The following is a 19,318-nucleotide window of genomic DNA, read 5'->3' on the forward strand; positions in this document are numbered from 1 at the left end:
CGATCGATTGACGACTTACTTTGACGCCCAGGCGTTGAAGCGCTGCTCCAGGCTCTCGCCGTAATCGGCCCAGAAGCCCACGTCCACCTTCACCGAGTCCTTCATGTTCTGCGGCGCGGTCGGCAGTTCGGCCAACTCCTTCTTGTCGATCAGCGGCACCGCCAGCTTGTTGGACGGGCCGTAGGCGATGTTCTGCGAGTAGACCTTCTGGTTCTCCGGCTTGCTGGCGAAGGCGATGAACTTGTACGCGGCGTCCTTGTTCTGTGCGCCCTTCGGAATCGCCCACGAGTCGAAGTCGTACATGCCGCCGTTCCAGACCACCTTCAGGTTCTTGCCCTCCTTCTGGGCCGCGGCGATGCGGCCGTTGTACGCCGAGCTCATCACCACGTCGCCCGAGGCGAGGTACTGCGGCGGCTGTGCACCGGCTTCCCACCACTGGATGCTCGGCTTGAGCTGGTCGAGCTTCTTGAACGCGCGATCGACGCCGGCCGGGGTGGCCAGCACCTTGTACACGTCCTTCGGTGCCACGCCGTCGGCCATCAGCGCGATCTCCAGCGTGTACTTGGCGCCCTTGCGCATGCCGCGCTTGCCCGGGAATTTCTTCACGTCCCAGAAGTCGGCCCAGCTGCGCGGCGCGGTCTTGAGCTTGTCGGCGTTGTACGCCAGCGTCGTCGACCAGACGAAGATGCCGATGCCACATTGCTGCACCGCGCCGGGAACGAAGTCGGCCTTGTTGCCGATCTTGCTGTAGTCGAGCTTCTCGAACAGGCCCTCGTCACAGCCGCGCGCCAGCTCCGGCGACTCGACCTCGAGCACGTCCCACGACACGCTCTTGGTGTCGACCATCGCCTTCACCTTGGCCATCTCGCCGTTGTACTCGCCGCCCACCACATTGATGCCCGAGGCTTTCTTGAACGGATCGTAATAGGCCTTCACCTGCGCCGCCTTGTTGGCGCCGCCGAACGAGATGACGGTCAGGTCCTTGGCCATCGCCTGTCCCACGAAAGCCAGACCCACGGCCATAACGGCCAGTTTCACGCTTGTCGACATTCTCTGTTTCTCCTTTGTGTGATGGTGCTGCTTGCTCTTATTCGGCGTGTTCGAGCGGGTCGAGCGCACGCACGTGTTCTACCTGCCACCCCAGCGGGACGACATCACCCACCGAGAGTTTGTGGTCCAGTTCGGCAATCGGCTGTTTGACGAAGAAATCGGTCTTACCGCACACCTCCATCCGCACCCGGACGTGGTCGCCCAGATAGATGAATTCCTGCACGCGCCCCGAGAAGCGGTTGTCGCAGTGCTCGCTGTGGCCGTTGAGGCTGACGCGCTCCGGCCGCACCGACAGCGATACCGGGCTGCCCGGCGCGCCGACGTTGACCGCCAACGCCGTCACCTGTTCACCGCGCTCGAGCTGCACCACGCAGCGCTCGCCGTCCTGGCGAACCAGCTTGCCGGACAAGCGATTGTTCTCGCCGATGAAGTTGGCGACGAAGGTGTTCTTCGGGTTCTCGTACAGCACCGAGGGCGCGTCGATCTGCTGGATCTCGCCCTGGTGGAACACCGCCACCCGGTTCGACATCGTCAGCGCCTCGCCCTGGTCGTGCGTCACGTACACCACGGTCACGCCGAGGCGCTGGTGCAGGTGCTTGATCTCCATCTGCATGTGCTCGCGCAGCTGCTTGTCGAGCGCGCCGAGCGGCTCGTCCATCAGCACCAGCTGCGGCTCGAACACCAAGGCCCGCGCCAGCGCCACCCGCTGCTGCTGGCCGCCGGACATCTGGCCGGGGTAGCGGCTGGCGAACTTGTCGAGCTGCACCATGGCGAGCACGCGCTTGACCCGGTCCTGCACGTCGGTCTTGCTCATGCCGCGCACCGACAGCGGAAACGCCAGGTTCTCGGCCACGGTCATGTGCGGAAACAGCGCGTAGTTCTGGAACACCATGCCGATGTTGCGCTTGTGCGGCGGCACGTTGTTAAGCGAACGGCCGGCCAGCTCGATCACCCCGGCGGTCGGGGTCTCGAAACCGGCCAGCATCATCAGGCTGGTGGTCTTGCCGGAGCCGGACGGCCCGAGCAGGGTCAGGAATTCGCCCTTGCGAATATCCAGGTTCAGGTCTTTGACGATCAGGTTTACACCGTCGTAACTCTTCTGGACGTTACGGAAGCTAACCAGTACATCGTGGGCGGGGGACTCAGACATGGCGACACCTGTGTTAACGCTGCATGACAGGCATAGTAGGCATCGCCATCGCGCTCGCCCATCGGCGGGCGGCGGATTTTGTTGTCGGGGAATCAGGTCGTTGTCTGTAGGAAAATCCCTACACGACCCTTGGGGCTGTTGCTGTCTTAGTGCACTAAAGAAATACGGATCATTCTTATTCTTGACATGACCACCAAGGGGCTATAAATGAATTGCTTCTTCCCGAGGGACTTTGTCTGGGGGAGAAACCCGGGAGCTCTGAACTGTGTAAAGTCAGGGCTTTCGGTCTTTCTGGACGGCTTCAGCGCCCCCAACCACAGCTGTCTGGCTGCGGGGGGTCGGTATCGGCTTACAAGGGCTGGCAGTACTGGATAAAACCGGAGCGCTCGGCGATGCGGTTGTACAGCTGCTGGGCCGTGCTGTTGGTTTCGTGCGTGAGCCAATGCACCGAAGCGCAGCCGGCCTGCCCGGCTACCTCGTACACATGCTCGATCAACCGGCGCCCCGTTCCACCGCCGCGCACCTCAGGCTTCACGAACAAATCCTGCAGATAGCAATCATCGCCATCGGACCAGGTGGTGCGGTGGTAAATCCAGTGCACCAGCCCGACCGCCTGCTCGCCTTGCCAGGCCAGCGCGCCGTGCACCGGCTCGGCCGGATCGAGCAGCCGTCGCCAGGTTGTTGCCGAGGTTTGCTCGGGGATATCGACCTCATAAAAATGTTGGTAGCCACGCCACAACTGGTGCCAGACATCGTAGTGGTCGGCTTCGACGGGGCGGATCGCGATCTCGGCTCTTTGCATGGATGCTCCTTGTTGGCCTTGGAAAAACCTCTTAAAACCTTTTCGTCACAAAATCCACAGAATCCACAGAAAAACACAGAAAGAAAACCAGGCTGCCGAGCTGACTCACTTTGACGAGCGGCCTGGTCATATCGGATGTCGATGTTTTTCCGTGTGCTTCCGTGGCCAAAAACTACATCAACTGGTTCTCGATCGCATACTTCACCAGTTCCGCCACCGAATGCGCCCCCAGCTTCTGCATCAGCCGCACCTTGTGGGTGCTGACCGTCTTGGCGCTGATCACCAGCTGCTGCGCGATCTCGTTGACGTTGGCCCCGTGCACCAGCCGTTCGAACACCTGGAACTCGCGCTCGGACAGCAGGGCATGCGGCGGACGCGAGTCGCTCAGGCCCACCTCGAACACCATCCGGTCGGCCAGTTGCGGGTCGATGTAGCGTCCGCCCGCGGCGACCTTGCGGATCGCGGTCAGCAACAGCGCCGGGTCGCTATCCTTGGTGGCATAACCCGCCGCTCCCGCTTTGAGCGCACGCGCCGCCATCTGCGCCTCGTCGTGCATCGACAGCACCAGGATAGCGGGCGGCGTGGCCAGGCTGCGGATGCGCGGGATCACCTCCAGCCCACTCAGACCTGGCATCGAAATATCCAGCAGCAGCACCTCGCACTCGGTGCGCCGCAACACGTCGAACACGCAGCTGCCGTTGTTCGCTTCCCCGACTACGGTCAGATCGTCGGCGAGCCCGATCAGCTGCTTGATCCCCTCGCGCACGATCGTATGGTCCTCTGCCACCACCACTCGAATCACCGTGTTTCCCCCTCGTTCTCGTCTAGTGGAACCGTGATGGTGAGCGTACTGCCCTCGCCCGGTTCACTGTAGATATCCAGTCGGCCGCCGAACATCAACACCCGTTCGCGGATGCCGATCAGGCCGTAGGAACTGCTGCGCCGGTCGCGCTCGAGCTCGAAGCCCTTGCCGTCGTCGGCGATGGTCAGCTCCAACTGCCGTTCGGCCAAGGTGAGGCGCAGCTCCACCGTGTGCGCTTCGGCGTGGCGCATCACATTGGTGAGCGCCTCCTGCAGCACGCGAAACAGGCCGATCGCCTTGGCGTCCGACAGCCGGATCGGCCGCTCCGGCACCACGACCAGGCACGGGATCCGGGTACGCGCCTCGAAGCGCCGTCCCTGCCACTCGACCGCCGAACCGATGCCGGCGTCCAGAATCGGCGGGCGCAAGGCGGTCGCCACGTCGCGCACGATGGAAAAGGTCTGCGCGATCAGCTTCTTCATGCTCTGCAGCCGTTCGGCCAAGCCCGGATCGAGCCGGGCAAAGCTCAATTCGCACATCGAGGTTTCCAGTTTCAGCACCGTCAGCACCTGGCCCAGCTCGTCGTGCACCTCACGCGCGATGCGCGCCTTTTCCTCTTCGCGCACCGACTCCAGGTGGGCCGACAGGTCGCGCAGCATCGCGCGCGACTCGGCCAGACGCAGCTCGCTTTCCTTGTTGGCGGTCATGTCCCACACGATGCCATCCCACACCACGCGGCCATCGTCGAAGCGTCGGGCACTCGCCTTAAGATCGCCCCAGCGCAGCTCGCCGTCACGGGTCAGGATGCGCCCCTGCCAGTGCCAGTCGGCCTCGGCCGCGAGTGCCTCCTGCCGGCTGCGCCGATACGCGGCCACATCGTCCGGATGCACCAGCGTCCGGATGCCGTCCGGCAAGGCACGCAGACCCGCCGCCGGATACCCTAGCAGCGCCAGGCTCGCCTCGCTCAGGAACGCGAGTTCGGGCGCCTGCGTCGGCGCGGCCCGCTCCAAGCGGAACACCAGCCCCGGCACGTTGGCCGCGATCCCTTTGAGCCGCGCCTCGCTCTCTTCCAGCGCCGCCCGCGCCTGACGCTTTTCGGTCACATCGGTGAGAAACACCACCAGGTATTCGGCCTCGCGAAAGCGCAAGAAGCTCAGGGACACGTCCACCGGCAAGCCGCTGCCGTCGCCGCGCCGACAGACGGTTTCAAAATTGGCCATTCCCTCGAGCCGCACCCGGCCCCACAGCGCGAGCCAGCGGTCCATGTCCAGGCTCGGTTCGAACTGCGACAACGGCCGGCCGAGCACCTGACCGGCCGGATAGCCGAGCATCGTCTGCGCGGCCTGGTTGGCGTAGCGCACCCGGCTGTCCCAGTTCACCCACAGGATGCCGACCGTGCTCAGGTCCACCGAAAACTGGGTCAGCCGCAGCGACTCCTCCACCGCTTCGCGCTGTTCCACGTCCAGCCGGGCGGCCGCCAGGCGCTGCTCGACGAAATGGCGCTGACGCACGTTCCACAGCCAGGCCGCCGCCGCCCCGGCGGTCAGCAGCCCCAGGAGCAGCGCCAGCCTGCGCCAGAACGAGATGGTATCGGTAAGGTGCGGGTAGCTGGGCAGAATCCAACGCTCGTAGAGCCGGTTGAGATCCTTGCGCGGAATGGTCAGCAACGCACGGTCGATCAGGCGCGACAGCTCGGGCGCGTCCTTGCGCGTGGCCACGCGCAACAACTGGGTGTAGCCGGTGTCGCCCACCACCAATAGCCGTGCGAATTCCGGCTCGCGCAGCAACAGATTGAGCTGGGCCTCGTCCACCACCGCGTAATCGACCTCGCCCGCCAAGAGCTGCTGCAGGGCGATGCGTTCGGAGGCGGCGGCCGAGCGGCCCAGTACCGGGTAGTTGGCGGCCAGAAACCTCGCCGCGGCGCTCGGCGTGCGTACCGCGACGCGATAGCTGATCGGCAACTGATCCAGCTCCACCGAGGTCGTGGTTTCGCTGCGCCCCACCACCTTGTAGGGCACGCGCAAGTACGGGTCGGAAAAGAGCCAGGTCTTCAGCCCGGCCGGTGACTGCACTAGCCCTGGGGCCAGATCGATGGCACCGACGCGCGCGGCCTCGTCCAGGGCGGACACCGTGGGGTAGGACTGCCATACCAGCGGAGCCTTGAGTTCGGCCGCCAGCAGGTTCATCAGCTCGATGTCGGCGCCGTAGAGTTTGTGCGTGCGCGGGTCGAGCTGGGCGTAAGGCGCCTGCAGCACGATGCCGACCCGCAACGGGCCATGCGTATTCAGCCACGCGCGCTCGGCCGGCGCCAGGTTGAGCGCTAGCGCAGCGTTGGCCAGACACGCCAGCAACAGCAGGGCCAACAGCGGCCTGATCCGGCGGGCTAGGCCGACCATGGGTTCGGTTTTTGTGAAGGGATCATGCCGCGCCTTCTATCGTGACGATCCGCCCCGATGGGGCGCTGAGCTATTCACCCTTAACAGAGCCGCTAACAAAACTCAGCGGAGCGATCCTGCGCGTCGTTCTGCCGCAGCAGTACACGGCGTGCGGCAAGACAGCGCAACAACGCCGGGAGTAGCGGCTCTCAAGTGCAGGACTTCCCGCTGCTAGCGCGGTAGGTGGCGGGTTCGGGCTTACCCAACGGTGCAGTGTACTAGGAAGCCCCTACGCCGCCAGGGCCACGTGCCGAATTTTGCAACGAAGCCATCGCATAACAAAATGCGCTTGAAACGATAAATCAAGCCGCCGGCTTCAGTATACTGCGGGGCTAGGAACGCATTTCATCCGGGAAATCGGGTAGCTGCACAGCGTCATTGTCAATCCTCGAAGAAGCCCTGTACAACTATGGATATTGGATTACGAGTCAAAATGGTGCGCGAGCATTACGCCCTCTCGCAGCGTGAGCTGGCCAAGCGAGCCGGCTTGACCAACGCGACCATTTCCCTGATAGAACTGAATCGCGTCAGTCCATCCATCAGCTCCCTGTTGAAACTGCTCGGCGGCATTCCGATGTCACTGAGCGAGTTCCTGACCTTTGGCGAACCACCGCAGGAAGACCCCTACATTTTCCGTTCGGAGCAGCAACCGGACCTGGGTCGTGGTGGCCTGAAACTCCTCCTGGTAGGCGCCTCCTCACCGCACCGGCAGATGCGCATGCTGCGCGAGCTGTACGCGCCCGGCTCGGATACGGGGGAAGAGCTGATCATCCATACGGAAGGGGAAGAATGCGGCGTGGTCGTCCGGGGCACGATAGAACTGACCGTCGACGGTAAAGTCAGCGTGTTGACGGCCGGCGAAGGCTATTACTTCCCGAGCACGCTTCCGCACAAGTTCCGCAACATCGGGCAGGAAGAGGCGGAGATCATCAGCGCCAATACGCCGGCCAATTTCTAAGCTGCCTTTCTGCCAGAAAGAGCTCTGCTGAGTCGACACGCTGACCCGATACGCAAAAACGGCAGCACCGTAACGGTGTTGCCGTTTTGTTTTCCCGGCCCGACGCATGGCCGAACCCGCGTTCGACCACGCTAACGCCCTACACCCGCACCAGCAGCTTGCCGAGATTCCGTCCCTCGAATAGGCTGGCGAGCGCTTCGGGCAGCCGCTCGAAACCGTCGACGATGCTTTCCTGAAGCACAATCTCGCCGTTTTTCACCCACGGCGCCACCTGCGCGACCATCTCCGGCATGCGGTGCAGAAAGTCTGCGCGCCAGGATGCCCTGATGTCGAGTGCCTGAGCAACGTGACGTAACGAGGCGCCGACCAGCACCAGCCCGACAGCCTCACGTTTGAAGGATTCGGGAAAACTTCTACGGGTTTTGGTCATGAACACTCCTTGGTGGGCATTATCCGCCTTAAGTTAGTGTCCACCGAACCTGGGACAGACCAGCGGCCACCTTGCGCCCTACTCATTGTCCGCGATGAATCGGGTGAGGAGGGGAAGAATGTCGCGCCGCCACGACGTGCCGTGGAACGTACCGAAATGGCCGACGGCCGGCTGGTGGTGATGGCTGCGCTTGGCCATAGGCAGCATCGGGGTCAGGTCGTGGGCGGCGGCGGTCTGTCCGATGCCGGCGATATCGTCCTCCTCGCCTTCAATGGTCAGAAGGGCCGTGTGCTCGATCGCCCGCGGCTCCACGCGCACGCCATGCCAGCGCATCTGCCCTCGCGGCAATGCGGCCTCGTGGAACACCACCCGCATGGTATCGAGGAATACCTGTGCCGGCAGGTCCATCAGCGACAGGTAATGGGCGATGAAGGGATGGCGCCCGGGGTCGGCGCCATCGTCATGCAGCATCTTGCGCTGCAATTCCCGGCCCGTTGCCATGTGCCGGGCCAGATAGGCCATCAGTCCGGCGCGCTGGATTTCTGACGAATAGACGCGGCGCCCGGCGCCGGGCCACGGCGGGCCGACGGTGGTGAGCGCGTTGCGTTCCAGCCAGTCCAGCGAATGGCTGCGGATCATCTGGCCGACGCGCGTCGGCGCGACGCGGGGATCGATGGGACCGGCGATCAGCGTCAGTGAGCGCGGGACGGCGGCATCGCCGGCCTGCGCCAGCAGTGCGGTAGCGGCGAAGGCCGGCACTACCGACTGGCAAAGCCCCAGCAGATGCACGCCCGGGGCCATACCGTGCAAATGTAGAAGGATGTCGGCGATGTTCTCGTCGTGGCCGAATTCACCTTGGACTACCGGCACCTCGCGGCCGTCGCGCCATTCCACGACATAGAGGTCGTGTGCGGGCAGCAGCCCGACGATAGTATCCCGCATGACATAGGCGAAATGGCTCGACAACGGCGCCACCAGAACGACCCTGGGCAGGTCTGAAGCACCGGCGCGGACGAAGCGCGTCAAGCGGCTGAACGGGCGCTCCACCAGCATTTCTTCTCGGACTGGAACCGATTCGTTTCCCACGGCGATTTCGTCGATGTCGAACGCCGGCCGCCGGCTCATCGCCTGCGGCATTGTCGTCTTTTGGGACATGGTTTTGCCCTCCTCGAAAAAGGGCTTTCCCTAAGCGTTTCCCGATACCTTACAGTAGATTAGCCTGTCGTCGAGCGGCATCAACCACCAATCGCTGCGGCTTGTTTGCCGCAGTCGACAATGCCGGCTCTCCCGCGCACTGGACGGCCCTAGCAAGTAGCGGGCAATAAGAGCCGCTAACAAAACCGTTCGGCAATGCGTAAGCAAATCAACGAACAAGCCAGCTTGAGCAAGGAGTAATGGGTAGCTAGCCGCCGTTCGAAGCGAATTCGCCGCTTGCCAAGCGCAGCAAACTAGGCATGAGTGCGTTCGACCACCCGGCGGTGCCGGCCCAGTTTCTCGCGGCTTTCCACACCTCTGCGGGCAATTCCGGCCCGAATGCCCCTTCGTCGCAAGTGCTCGCGACAGCGACGGAAGTCGTAGCCTTTGTCCGCATGCAGTTTGTGCGGACGCTGGCGGGGACGCCCTGACAGACCGGGAATGGCCGGAATGGCTTCCACCTTCGCCGACGCGCAGGCCGTGCCGCGCTGACGCGATCGCGTTCGGCTGACGTGATTCAGGCCGGGCCGAGCAGGCGCGCGTGATGGCGCAGGTGGTCCTCGATGAAGCTGGCGACGAAGTAGTAACCGTGGTCGTAGCCGGGCTGGTAACGCAGCGTCAGCGGCTGGCTGGCGTCACGACAGGCGGCCTCGAACAGCTCGGGCCTGAGCTGCTCGGCGAGGAAACCGTCGTCGAGGCCCTGGTCGATCAGGATGCCGCCCGGAAAGCGCGCGCTGCGCGTGCGGATCAGCTCACTGGCGTCGTGCTCGCGCCAGGCCTCGCGGTCGTCGCCCAGGTAGCCGGCAAACGCCTTCTGCCCCCACGGACACTGCGTCGGCGCGACCACCGGCGCCAACGCCGACACCGAGCGGAACACGTCGGGGTGGCGCAGCGCCAGCGTCAGCGCGCCGTGACCGCCCATCGAGTGGCCGAACACGCCGAGCCGCTTGCCGTCGATCGGCAGGCTGCCCACCACCAGCGCACGCAGCTCATCGACGATGTAGCTTTCCATCCGGTAATGCTGCCGCCACGGTTCACGCGAGGCGTCCAGATAGAAGCCCGCGCCGACGCCGAAGTCCCAGCTGTCGGTCTCGCCCGGCAGGTTCGCGCCGCGCGGGCTGGTGTCCGGCGCGACCAGCGCGAGGCCTAGCTCGGCGGCGCAGCGCTGCGCGCCGCCCTTGATCATGAAGGTCTCTTCGCTGCAGGTCAGCCCGGCGAGATAAAACAGCGCCGGTACCGCGCCGTACCGGGCCTGTGGCGGCAGATAGACGGCAAAGCGCATCGGCAGATCGATGGTAGTCGAGTCGTGCCAGTAGAAGCGCTGCACGCCGTCGAAACAGCGGTGTTCGCTAATCAGTTCCATCGCGCCCTCCTCAGAACACCACCACCGAGCGGATCGACTCGCCGCGCTTCATCAGGTCGAAGCCGTCGTTGATCTGGGCTAGCGTCAGCGTGTGGGTGATCAGGTCGTCGATATTGAGCTTGCCATCCATATACCAGTCGACGATCTTCGGCACGTCGGTACGACCGCGCGCGCCGCCGAACGCCGAGCCCTTCCAGACCCGGCCGGTGACCAGCTGGAACGGCCGGGTGCTGATCTCCTCGCCGGCCGCCGCCACGCCGATTACGATCGACTGGCCCCAGCCCTTGTGGCAGCACTCGAGCGCCTGGCGCATCGTCGTCACATTGCCGATGCACTCGAACGAGTAGTCGGCACCGCCATCGGTCAGCTGCACGATCGCGTCGACGACGTTCTCGACCTCGTTCGGGTTGATGAAGTCGGTCATGCCGAATTGCTTCGCCAACGCCACTCGGCGCGGGTTGATGTCGACGCCGATGATCTTGTCCGCGCCGACCATCCTGGCGCCCTGGATCACATTCAGGCCGATGCCGCCCAGGCCGAACACCACCACGTTCGCCCCCGCCTCGACCTTGGCGGTGAACAGCACCGCGCCGACGCCGGTGGTCACGCCGCAACCGATGTAGCAGACCTTGTCGAACGGTGCGTCATCGCGGATCTTCGCCAGCGCGATCTCCGGCACCACGATGTGGTTGGCGAAGGTCGACGTGCCCATGTAGTGGAACAGCGGCTGGCCGTCCAAGGAGAAGCGCGACGTGCCATCCGGCATCACGCCGCGGCCCTGGGTGGTGCGGATTGCCTGGCACAGATTGGTCTTGCGCGACAGGCAGAACTTGCACTGGCGACATTCCGGCGTGTAGAGCGGGATCACGTGGTCGCCGGGTTTCAGGCTGGTGACACCGGCACCGACCTCGAGCACCACCCCGGCGCCCTCGTGGCCGAGAATCGCCGGGAACAACCCCTCCGGGTCGGCCCCGGACAGCGTGTACCAGTCGGTGTGGCAGATGCCGCTAGCCTTCACCTCGACCAGCACCTCGCCGGCGCGCGGCCCCTCCAGGGTGACTTCTTCGATGGTCAACGGGGCGCTTGCCTGCCAGGCGACGGCGGCTTTGGTCTTCATGGTCGTGACTCCTTGTGGGATGTTGACGGTTGGGCGAGGCGATGACGACGCGCCAGCCTGCCGGGTTGGCCGAACAGCTGGCGCGGCGGTTTTCACGCTGGACTGCAAACCAAATAAAGCAAAACGGCAGGCGCTTCGCCTGCCGTTTGTTTCATTTTACTTTTGACCGTTTGCCCGGCGCAGCGCATGACGCCAGCCGCCGGCCTTGTCCAGGCCTTCTTTGGCGAAGGCGTATAAGGCGGCGAGCATTCCGCCCGCCAGGAAGGCCAATGCCACGATCAGCGCTCGCTTCGGCTTTTCCTTGTGTAGCGGGACGTCGGCCTTGGCCACGACGCGGATCTCGTTGGCCTGCTGGGCTTTAGACAAGGCCATCGACTGCTGCAGGCGCTGTTTCAGGCTGGAATAGAACACCATATCGCTATAAGCCGCGAGCAACTCCGGAGTCACGCCAGACCGCGGCTTGGCCGCCATATCCTGGCGCAACAGGCCGAGCTGCTCCTGAAGCTTGACGATGGAGCTGGAGGGGTCGGTCAGCTTGGCATCGTTGCTGTTGAAGAATTCCTTGGCGGCCAGCTCCGCCTGCATCTGCCCCAAGGCGGCGGCGATCGCACGATCCTCGTTGGAGAGCATGCTCGACCACACAGGCGAAATCGACGCGAGCTTGCTTTCGGCCTCCTTGCGCTGTTGCTCGGTGATGGTCAAACGCGACTGCAGGGTGTACTGGAAGGCCGAGCTCGGGCTCAGATGGTTGTCGTGGGCGGCCTGGATGATCGTGTTGGCGTAGCCGTCAGCCAGCGCCGCCGCCACCTTGGGATCCGGATCCAGCACCTTGATCTCCAGCAGTTGGTCCTTGGTCAGGCTGGTCTTAACATTGTTATCGAGTGCCAGCAGCGCTTCCTGGCGATCGCTGGCCTGGTAATGATTCTGCAGTTTGAACTGGTCGAGAACGCTGTCTCGTACCTGATCGCTGCCAGCCAGACTCAGCAGCACCGGCGCCATCGTCGTTGGCGGGACCAGCAGCGTCGACGATTGGTACTGGTTGGGCAGTGTCAACGAAATACCGGCGGCAGCGACGGCACAGGCCACCGGCAGACCCAGCACGACTTTCTTGTGCTTGCATAGCACGGCCAGAATGTCGAACAGCGACAGCTCGTCCTGCTCGACGCGGTGATTCTGGGTATCGGAAACTTGGTCAGTCATTCACTAGGGCATTCAAACGTAGATTGAACAAGGGCCGGCACAAGCCGGCCCGTTGGGTGCTTACTTCCCGAGCAATCCGTTCACCACGTCGACGTAACGCTGTTTCGCTTCATCGCTGCTGGTGCCCTTGAGCTTGTCCCAGGCGTCGTACTTGGCACGGTTGATGAAGTCCATCATACCCGGGCGTTCGCCCTGCACGTCGCCGTCGGTCGCCTGTTTGTAGAAGGCGTAGAGCTGCAACAGTGTCTGGTTGTCGGGGCGCTCGGCCAGCGTTTTGACATTGGCTTGCGCTTCGGTAAACAGAGTGGTCAGGTCAGACATGGGGTTTCCTTCGTGAATGAGGCGTCGTTGTTGTAAGAGCTTAGCCCGTCGGCCGGTCAGCCGGCCGCCCGTGAATTTACCATGAAATGTCGTTCGGGAAAGCGGCCAGCCGACACCGGCAAACGACGCCTCCGCTCAGGGTGAAAAACCCATTCCCACCTCGATCCGCTTGTAGTTGCGCACCGCCACGCCCTGCCGCAGTCCGGGGCTGAAGCGGGCCTGGCGGAACACGGCCAGCAATGGTTCAACGTCGACGCCGGCCTGCTCGCCCGGTTCCGGTTCGACCCGGTCGACGCCGCCCGCCTCGTTCAGATAGACCCGCAGCACCAGCCGCGCCGGTGCGCCGGCACCAAGCAGCCCGGCCGGCAGCTCGATCGGCGTCAACGGCTCGGGACGTACGTCGAGTTCGCGCGCCGAGTAGTAGACCGGGCCGGCCACGCCCAGCGCGCTATCCTGCGCGATACTGGTCGGTTGAGAGACAACTTCGGAGGGAGAGTAGGAGCGATGCGACGGCGGCTCGGACTGGCCGACGTCCGCCGGTGCCTCGGCAGGTAGATGCTCAAGCACCGTCGGCCGCGTGCGAGACGCGGCTGGCGCGATCACCCGTAGCGTCAGCGGCGCGCCGAGGCGGCCGGCCGGTGCGGCACCTACGGCCATCACCGCCAGCCCCGCACCATGCAACAGCAGCGACGCACCCAGCGCAAGCGCCAACCGCCCGCGCATCATCGCTTACTTGGCGTTCAGCAGTTTCTCGATCTCGTCCTTGTCGATCGCCCCCGGCACCATCTGGCCGTTAGCGAAGATCAGTGCCGGCGTGCCGTTGATGCCGAGCTTCTCACCGAGCTTCAGGTTGCGCTCGATCGGGGTGGTGCAGTCGGCCGAACTGCTCAGCTTCTTGCCTTCACGCATCCAGCCGGTCCAGGCGACGGTGCGGTCCTTGCTGCACCACACCTGTTTCGACTTGTGCATCGCGTCCGGGTGCAGCGAGGTCAGCGGGAACAGGAAGGTGTAGATCGTCACGTTGTCGAGCTGCGACAGGCTCTCGCGCTCGAGCTTATGACAGAACGGACAGTCCGGGTCGGAGAACACCGCCAGCTTGCGCGCGCCGTTGCCGCGCACCTCCTTGAACGCGTCGTTCAGCGGCAAGGAACTGAACGCCACCTTGTTGAGCTCGGCCATCTTCTTCTCGGTCAGGCTCTCACGCTTTTGCGTGTCGATCAGGTCGCCGACGAACAGATAGTCGACCTTGGCGTCGGTGTAGACGATCTGCTTGCCCTGTACCACCACCTCGTAGATGCCGGCCACCGGGGTCGGGGTGACGCTCTGTACCGGACGGCTCGGGAAGCGCGCCTCGAAGGCCTTCTTCACCTCGGCCGGTTTGACCGCCGACGCATCGGCGGCCGGTGCCGAGCAGGCCATCAGCGGCACGAAACCGAGCGACAGGACCAGGGAGCGCAGCAACGTTTTCATTCACTATCCTTGTGTGGGTTGGCAGCCGACCACAGGCCGGCTGCGGGCAGAGTCAAAAACCGATCGCGTGGCGCGCCAGCTGGCGCTTGATCGGCGCGATCCGGCCGGTCAGCGTCAATCCGGTATTGCGCAGCCAGGACAGCCCCGGCACGCTCTTGCCGTTAAACAGTCGGAACAGGGCGTCGCAGGTCAGCTGCATGGTGCGTACCGCCTCGAGCCGGCTGCGCGCGTGACGGCGCAGCAGCATCCAGTCGCCGGGGTCGGCGGCGTTACGCAGCAGTTCGGCCAACGCCGCGGCGTCCTGGAAGCCCAGGTTGACGCCCTGGCCGGCGAGCGGATGTACGGTGTGCGCGGCGTCGCCGAGCAGCACCACCCGCTCGGCGACGGTCGCTTCCGGGCGGATCAGCCGCAGCGGGAACGCCGCTGCCGGGGTGATCGTCTCAAAGTGTCCCAGCTCGTGACCGCCGGCCGCCGCCACCTTGGCGGCCAGCTCGTCGGCCGGCAGCGCCATCAGCGCGTCGGGATCGCTGGTAGACCAGACCATCGACACGCGGTTCCCGGCCATCGGCAGCCAGGCGAGGATGCTGTCGCCGGTGAACCACTGCCGGGCGACGTTGCCGTGTGCTCGCTCGCAGGCGAAGTTGGCGACCACGCCGCTCTGGCCGTAGGTGTCGATACGGGCGGCCAGGCCAGCCTGCGCGCGCACCCAGGAGTTGGCGCCGTCGGCGCCGACCAGCAGACGCGTGTTCAGCACCCGGCCGTCAGCCAGCGTCAGCTCGGCCCGGCTCGGCGTGGTGGCGAGCGCGGTCGGCAGCGCGCCGCAGACCAGTTCCACTGGGCTTTCGGCCAACCTCTGCCAGATCGCAGCGAGCAGCCAGCGGTTCTCGGCTATCCAGGCCAGCGCGGTGGCACCGGCATCGGACGCGGCGAAGCGGATGCGGCCGCCGGCGTCGCCGGCGACGTCCATCTCCTCGATGGTGCCGAGCCGTTCTTCCCCCGGCCAGGCGTCGAGCCGTTCGAGAAAACGCCGGTTGACCGGGCTGATCGCGTAGAGACGCGCGTCCCAGCCGCTGGTGAGCTCGCCGAAATCCGGCTCGCGCGCCTCGACCAAGGCGACGCGCCGGCGGCCGTCGGCCAGCGCCAACGCTAGGCTCGCGCCGACCAGGCCGCCGCCGACCACGATGATGTCAAACTGGGTATCGTTCATTCTGTGCAAAACCGAAACGGGGGACTCAGCGCGCCGTGCCTACGCCGAACACCAGGTGTCCGGCGAAACGGCGCCGCGCCGGCGGCAGCAGGTCGAGCAGGTTCATGCCGGCACCGCGCAACAGCGACACCAGGCGACCGTTGCCGTCGAACAGGCTGACCAGGCCGTGGGTGAAGCCGACCACCGCCTGACTGTCGAGCCGGCGCAGCTCCGCGTAACGGCGCAAGCTCGCGGCCTCGCCGGGGTCGGCCACCGCCGCGGTCGCATCGACTAGGCCGAGCGCGTCGCGCACCCCCAGGTTCAGCCCCTGCGCGGCGACCGGGTGCATCGTTTGCGCGGCGTTGCCGATCAGCGCCACCCGGCCGCTGACGCTGCGATTGACCTGTTTCAGCGTCAGCGGGAACACCGCGCGGCCACTCACCTCGAGCACCTTGCCGAAGCGGCCGCCCAGCGCCTCGTCCAGCTGTGCGATCAGCTGTTCCGGCGGCGCGTCGCGCAGCGCCTGCGCGTCCTCCGGACTGCGCGTCCAGACCAGCTTGAACGCGTCGCCGTGCGGCAACAGCGCGAGCGGGCCGCGGCTGGAGAAGCGCTCGTAGGCGACGCCGTCGTGCGGCCGTTCGGTACGCAGCTCGGCGAGCAAGGCCGACTGCCGGTAATCGTGCACCCGGCGCGTTACGCCGGGTAGTTGTTCGGCCAACTCGCCGCCGTCGGCGAGCACCGCCAGCCGACAGGTCAGCGGACTCGTCTTGCCGTCGCGACTCAGCGTCAGCCGGGCGAACGCCGCGAGCGTCGCCACCCGCGTCACCCGGGTGCGCCACAGCACGGCGACACCGGCGGCGGCCAGCGCGTCCTGACACGCTTCGGCCAGCGCCGGGTAGTCGACCACCGCACCGAGCCGCGGCAGGTCCAGGTCGTCGCGCGACAGCACGGTACGGCCCCAGCTGCCCTGCTGCGACACGTGTACGGTGTCGATCGAGGTCAATGCCGCGTCGGGAATCACCACGCCGGCGTCGGCAAACGACGCTAGGCTCGCCCACGACAGCGCGATCGCGCGCGCGTCGGCGAGCTTCGTCGACGGGTCGCGCGCCTCGATCAGCACCACCCTGCGGCCGGCCCGGGCCAGCCGCAGCGCGGTCAGCGCGCCGACCGGGCCGCCGCCGACGACGGCGATCTCGACATGTTCTGGCACGGTTTCACTCGGCCGACTCATCAATGCTCCTGCAGGGTTAGCGCGCCATCAGCGCTTCGATCTCGTCGATGCGCTTCGGTACGTCGGCGGTATACACCTCGCGGCCTTCGCGCGTCACCAGCACGTCGTCCTCGATGCGGATACCGATATTATGGAATTCAGCCGGCACATTGTCGGCCGGACGGATATAGAGGCCCGGCTCGACCGTGGTGCACATGCCCGGCGCGAAGCGGATGATCTCGCCGTCGCGGTAGCGGCCGCCCACGTCGTGCACGTCGAGGCCGATCCAGTGGCCGATGCCATGCATATAAAACTGCTTGTATGCGCCCGACTCGATGATGCCGTCGACGCTACCGGAGAGCAGCTTCAGATCGGCCATGCCCTGCGCGAGGATGCGCAAGGCGGTGTCGGACGGCACGTTCCACTCCACGCCCGGCGCCACCGCGTCGATCGCGGCGAGCTCGGCCGCCAGCACGATCTCGTAGACCGCGCGCTGCGCACCGCTGAACTTGCCGTTGACAGGGAAGGTGCGGGTGATGTCGCCGGCGTAGCCGTTCAGCTCGCAGCCGGCGTCGACCAGCAGCAGCTCGCCGTCGTTCAGACGTGCGTTGTTGCCGACGTAGTGCAGCGTGCAGGCGTTGGCGCCGCCGGCGACGATGCTCTCGTACGCCGGGAAGCGCGCGCCGTGGCGCACGAAGGTGTGCAGGATTTCCGCCTCGACCTGGTACTCGTACAGGCCCGGCCGGGTCGCCTGCATCGCGCGCACGTGCGCTTCGGCGCTGATCTGGCCGGCGCGGCGCAGCGTGTCGATCTCGCCGGCGTCCTTGATCAGGCGCAGGCTGTCGATCAGCGGCAGCAGATCGTGGAAGCGCGCCGGCGCGGCGATCGCCTGGCGTTCCTTGGCACGGACCCGTTCCAGCCAGCCGCCGACGCGGGCGTCGAACGCGGCGTTGCGGCCGACCGGCCAGTAGACGTCGGCGCGGTTGCCGAGCAGCTCCGGCAGGCGTTGGTCCAGCTCGGCGATCGGGTAGGCGGCATCGAAGCCGAATGCCTCGCGGGCACCGGCCGGGCCGTAGCGGAAACCATCCCAGATCTCACGGTCCAGATTCTTCTCGCGACAGAACAGGATGCTCTGGCCCTTGTCGGCGTCCAGCACCAGCATCGCCTCCGGCTCGGCAAAGCCGGTCAGGTAGACGAAGTGGCTGTCGGCGCGGTACGGGTAGTGGGTGTCGGCGTTGCGGGTGACCTCGGGCGCGGTCGGCAGTACGGCGATCCCCTTGCCCATCAGGGCCAGCAAACGGTTACGGCGGTCGGTGTGGGTCTGGAACATGGAATCCTCTTGGCTTTGTAGAGCGGATGAGGCCGCCGCTAGCGCGGACGGGAGGCGCGCGGGTCTCCTGAACCCGGGCCCCGGCAGCGCGACCCAAGCCGCCCTGCCCCTGTTGTTATGGACATGGCTAGTTTACACCGCCCCACGAACGCACAGCACGCCCAGCGTCAGCCACGCCGCCCGCTTCGGCCTGCCGAACGGCACGGCCATTACGGATTCTGGCGCAGCCACTCGTGGCACAGCTTGGCGTAACGCTCGAACTTGCCGCCGCGCTTTTGCAGCACTTTTTCCCACTCGATCACTTCGGCACGCTCCGGCGCCTGGTCGAGCGAGCACTCCCAGAGCATGAATTCGACCAGAAACGCCACCTCGTCGGGTTTGCCATTCCAGCAAATGTCTAACGCGTTATCGATCGCCATCGGGGATTACCTATTCAGAGAAACAAAAACGGGCCTGCCCCTACACAGGCAGGCCCGGTTGACCAAACGAGGCTCGCTTAGTCTTCGAGTACCGCGGAGGTATACACCTCCTGCACATCGTCCAGGTCTTCCAGCGCGTCGAGCAGCTTCTGCATGCGCACCGCGTCGTCGCCGGCCAGCACGGTCTCGTTCTGCGCGCGCATCGTCACCTCGCCGTCTTCGGCCTTGAAGCCGGCCGCCTCCAGCGTCGCCTTCACGTCGGCGAATTCGTACGGGCCGGTCAGCACCTCCATCGAGCCGTCGTCGTTGGTGACCACGTCTTCGGCACCGGCTTCCAGCGCCGCTTCCATCAGTGCGTCCTCGTTCACGCCCGGCGCGAACAACAGGTAACCTTCGTGTTTGAACTGGAACGCCACGCAGCCGTCGGTGCCGAGGTTGCCGCCGTACTTGCTGAAGGCGTGGCGCACGTCGGCGACGGTGCGGGTCTTGTTGTCGGTCAGGCAGTCGACCATCACCGCCGCGCCGCCGATGCCGTAGCCTTCGTAGCGCAGTTCCAGGTAATCGACGCCCTCCTGGTTACCGGCACCGCGGTCGACCGCACGCTGGATGTTGTCCTTCGGCATATTGGCGTCGAGCGCCTTGTCGATCGCCAGGCGCAAGCGCGGGTTGATCGCCGCATCGCCGCCGCCCAAACGGGCCGCCACGTTGATCTCCTTGATCAGACGGGTAAAGATTTTGCCGCGCTTGGCGTCAGCGCGTTCTTTCTTGTGCTTGATGTTTGCCCATTTACTGTGGCCAGCCATAATCGCCTCGAAAATGCTGCAAAGCGTGCCTAGGCACGCTTTGTCGTCAGTTCAACAACCGGAAATTCACCGCAGTTT

The 19,318-nt window shown here is 65.2% G+C and carries 19 protein-coding genes and 1 pseudogene; 1 reads left to right on the forward strand and 19 read right to left on the reverse strand.

The features are described from left to right. Window positions 1-15: 15 nt before the first annotated feature. The 5 genes from ACZ2IA_RS08710 to ACZ2IA_RS08730 form a co-directional block, all read right to left on the reverse strand. Window positions 16-1,050: an ABC transporter substrate-binding protein gene (locus ACZ2IA_RS08710; RefSeq protein WP_470292183.1), complete on the reverse strand. Its 1,035-nt coding sequence runs from the start codon at window positions 1,048-1,050 to the stop codon at window positions 16-18. 37 nt (window positions 1,051-1,087) lie between these two features. Continuing rightward, entirely contained in the window at window positions 1,088-2,200 is a 1,113-nt protein-coding gene (locus tag ACZ2IA_RS08715; protein ID WP_470292184.1) for an ABC transporter ATP-binding protein, read from the reverse strand. A 349-nt stretch (window positions 2,201-2,549) separates the two neighbouring features. Further along, window positions 2,550-3,002: a GNAT family N-acetyltransferase gene (locus ACZ2IA_RS08720; RefSeq protein WP_470292185.1), complete on the reverse strand. Its 453-nt coding sequence runs from the start codon at window positions 3,000-3,002 to the stop codon at window positions 2,550-2,552. A gap of 172 nt (window positions 3,003-3,174) precedes the next feature. Further along, window positions 3,175-3,789, reverse strand: coding sequence for a response regulator (locus tag ACZ2IA_RS08725; protein WP_470292186.1), 615 nt, complete (start codon window positions 3,787-3,789; stop codon window positions 3,175-3,177). An 11-nt stretch (window positions 3,790-3,800) separates the two neighbouring features. Next, the gene (locus ACZ2IA_RS08730) at window positions 3,801-6,200 is read right to left on the reverse strand and encodes a PAS domain-containing sensor histidine kinase (RefSeq protein WP_470292187.1); all 2,400 of its coding nucleotides are present in this window, start codon (window positions 6,198-6,200) and stop codon (window positions 3,801-3,803) included. Between the two features lie 472 nt (window positions 6,201-6,672). Here ACZ2IA_RS08730 and ACZ2IA_RS08735 point away from each other — a divergent pair, with 472 nt between their 5' ends. After that, a complete protein-coding gene (locus ACZ2IA_RS08735) occupies window positions 6,673-7,197 on the forward strand; it encodes a cupin domain-containing protein (RefSeq protein WP_470292188.1) in 525 nt (174 codons plus the stop codon). Window positions 7,198-7,336: 139 nt separating this feature from the next. On the opposite strand, the gene ACZ2IA_RS08740 is transcribed toward ACZ2IA_RS08735, so the two are convergent. The 14 genes and pseudogenes from ACZ2IA_RS08740 to ACZ2IA_RS08805 form a co-directional block, all read right to left on the reverse strand. Continuing rightward, window positions 7,337-7,627, reverse strand: coding sequence for a transposase (locus ACZ2IA_RS08740; RefSeq protein ID WP_470292189.1), 291 nt, complete (start codon window positions 7,625-7,627; stop codon window positions 7,337-7,339). Between the two features lie 78 nt (window positions 7,628-7,705). Then, window positions 7,706-8,782, reverse strand: coding sequence for a polyhydroxyalkanoate depolymerase (gene phaZ, locus ACZ2IA_RS08745; protein ID WP_470292190.1), 1,077 nt, complete (start codon window positions 8,780-8,782; stop codon window positions 7,706-7,708). 176 nt (window positions 8,783-8,958) lie between these two features. Further along, window positions 8,959-9,273, reverse strand: a pseudogene (locus ACZ2IA_RS08750) (transposase family protein); the annotation flags it as partial. Between the two features lie 65 nt (window positions 9,274-9,338). Beyond that, the gene (fghA, locus tag ACZ2IA_RS08755) at window positions 9,339-10,184 is read right to left on the reverse strand and encodes an S-formylglutathione hydrolase (protein WP_470292191.1); all 846 of its coding nucleotides are present in this window, start codon (window positions 10,182-10,184) and stop codon (window positions 9,339-9,341) included. Window positions 10,185-10,194: 10 nt separating this feature from the next. Beyond that, window positions 10,195-11,301, reverse strand: a complete 1,107-nt coding sequence (locus ACZ2IA_RS08760; RefSeq protein ID WP_470292192.1) for an S-(hydroxymethyl)glutathione dehydrogenase/class III alcohol dehydrogenase — start codon at window positions 11,299-11,301, stop codon at window positions 10,195-10,197. Window positions 11,302-11,457: 156 nt separating this feature from the next. Continuing rightward, window positions 11,458-12,501, reverse strand: coding sequence for a GNVR domain-containing protein (locus tag ACZ2IA_RS08765; protein ID WP_470292193.1), 1,044 nt, complete (start codon window positions 12,499-12,501; stop codon window positions 11,458-11,460). A gap of 60 nt (window positions 12,502-12,561) precedes the next feature. Then, window positions 12,562-12,822: an acyl-CoA-binding protein gene (locus tag ACZ2IA_RS08770; RefSeq protein ID WP_470292194.1), complete on the reverse strand. Its 261-nt coding sequence runs from the start codon at window positions 12,820-12,822 to the stop codon at window positions 12,562-12,564. Between the two features lie 135 nt (window positions 12,823-12,957). Next, on the reverse strand, window positions 12,958-13,533 hold the full coding sequence (locus ACZ2IA_RS08775) for a hypothetical protein (protein ID WP_470292195.1): 576 nt from the start codon (window positions 13,531-13,533) through the stop codon (window positions 12,958-12,960). Between the two features lie 18 nt (window positions 13,534-13,551). Next, a complete protein-coding gene (locus tag ACZ2IA_RS08780) occupies window positions 13,552-14,292 on the reverse strand; it encodes a DsbC family protein (protein ID WP_470292196.1) in 741 nt (246 codons plus the stop codon). Window positions 14,293-14,344: 52 nt separating this feature from the next. Next, window positions 14,345-15,499, reverse strand: a complete 1,155-nt coding sequence (locus tag ACZ2IA_RS08785) for a UbiH/UbiF family hydroxylase (protein ID WP_470292197.1) — start codon at window positions 15,497-15,499, stop codon at window positions 14,345-14,347. 25 nt (window positions 15,500-15,524) lie between these two features. Beyond that, window positions 15,525-16,709, reverse strand: a complete 1,185-nt coding sequence (locus tag ACZ2IA_RS08790) for an FAD-dependent oxidoreductase (protein WP_470292198.1) — start codon at window positions 16,707-16,709, stop codon at window positions 15,525-15,527. 16 nt (window positions 16,710-16,725) lie between these two features. Continuing rightward, window positions 16,726-18,018 (reverse strand): Xaa-Pro aminopeptidase, encoded by a 1,293-nt coding sequence (pepP, locus tag ACZ2IA_RS08795; RefSeq protein ID WP_470292199.1) that lies wholly within the window; start codon window positions 18,016-18,018, stop codon window positions 16,726-16,728. A gap of 209 nt (window positions 18,019-18,227) precedes the next feature. Beyond that, window positions 18,228-18,437, reverse strand: a complete 210-nt coding sequence (locus ACZ2IA_RS08800; RefSeq protein ID WP_470292200.1) for a dioxygenase — start codon at window positions 18,435-18,437, stop codon at window positions 18,228-18,230. Between the two features lie 77 nt (window positions 18,438-18,514). Continuing rightward, entirely contained in the window at window positions 18,515-19,240 is a 726-nt protein-coding gene (locus ACZ2IA_RS08805) for a YebC/PmpR family DNA-binding transcriptional regulator (RefSeq protein ID WP_470292201.1), read from the reverse strand. Window positions 19,241-19,318: the final 78 nt, after the last annotated feature.

The sequence above is a fragment of the Crenobacter sp. CS_VA4 genome, assembly GCF_055597485.1.

Excerpts from the sequence above, each read along its gene's own strand:
- ACZ2IA_RS08770 (WP_470292194.1), bottom strand. The coding sequence starts at position 12,822 with ATGTCTGACCTGACCACTCTGTTTACCGAAGCGCAAGCCAATGTCAAA.
- ACZ2IA_RS08780 (WP_470292196.1), bottom strand. The coding sequence starts at position 14,292 with ATGAAAACGTTGCTGCGCTCCCTGGTCCTGTCGCTCGGTTTCGTGCCG.
- pepP (WP_470292199.1), bottom strand. The coding sequence starts at position 18,018 with ATGTTCCAGACCCACACCGACCGCCGTAACCGTTTGCTGGCCCTGATG.
- ACZ2IA_RS08720 (WP_470292185.1), bottom strand. The coding sequence starts at position 3,002 with ATGCAAAGAGCCGAGATCGCGATCCGCCCCGTCGAAGCCGACCACTAC.
- phaZ (WP_470292190.1), bottom strand. The coding sequence starts at position 8,782 with ATGTCCCAAAAGACGACAATGCCGCAGGCGATGAGCCGGCGGCCGGCG.
- fghA (WP_470292191.1), bottom strand. The coding sequence starts at position 10,184 with ATGGAACTGATTAGCGAACACCGCTGTTTCGACGGCGTGCAGCGCTTC.
- ACZ2IA_RS08805 (WP_470292201.1), bottom strand. The coding sequence starts at position 19,240 with ATGGCTGGCCACAGTAAATGGGCAAACATCAAGCACAAGAAAGAACGC.
- ACZ2IA_RS08715 (WP_470292184.1), bottom strand. The coding sequence starts at position 2,200 with ATGTCTGAGTCCCCCGCCCACGATGTACTGGTTAGCTTCCGTAACGTC.
- ACZ2IA_RS08730 (WP_470292187.1), bottom strand. The coding sequence starts at position 6,200 with ATGGTCGGCCTAGCCCGCCGGATCAGGCCGCTGTTGGCCCTGCTGTTG.
- ACZ2IA_RS08765 (WP_470292193.1), bottom strand. The coding sequence starts at position 12,501 with ATGACTGACCAAGTTTCCGATACCCAGAATCACCGCGTCGAGCAGGAC.
- ACZ2IA_RS08790 (WP_470292198.1), bottom strand. The coding sequence starts at position 16,709 with ATGAGTCGGCCGAGTGAAACCGTGCCAGAACATGTCGAGATCGCCGTC.
- ACZ2IA_RS08785 (WP_470292197.1), bottom strand. The coding sequence starts at position 15,499 with ATGAACGATACCCAGTTTGACATCATCGTGGTCGGCGGCGGCCTGGTC.
- ACZ2IA_RS08760 (WP_470292192.1), bottom strand. The coding sequence starts at position 11,301 with ATGAAGACCAAAGCCGCCGTCGCCTGGCAGGCAAGCGCCCCGTTGACC.
- ACZ2IA_RS08710 (WP_470292183.1), bottom strand. The coding sequence starts at position 1,050 with ATGTCGACAAGCGTGAAACTGGCCGTTATGGCCGTGGGTCTGGCTTTC.
- ACZ2IA_RS08740 (WP_470292189.1), bottom strand. The coding sequence starts at position 7,627 with ATGACCAAAACCCGTAGAAGTTTTCCCGAATCCTTCAAACGTGAGGCT.
- ACZ2IA_RS08735 (WP_470292188.1), top strand. The coding sequence starts at position 6,673 with ATGGTGCGCGAGCATTACGCCCTCTCGCAGCGTGAGCTGGCCAAGCGA.
- ACZ2IA_RS08800 (WP_470292200.1), bottom strand. The coding sequence starts at position 18,437 with ATGGCGATCGATAACGCGTTAGACATTTGCTGGAATGGCAAACCCGAC.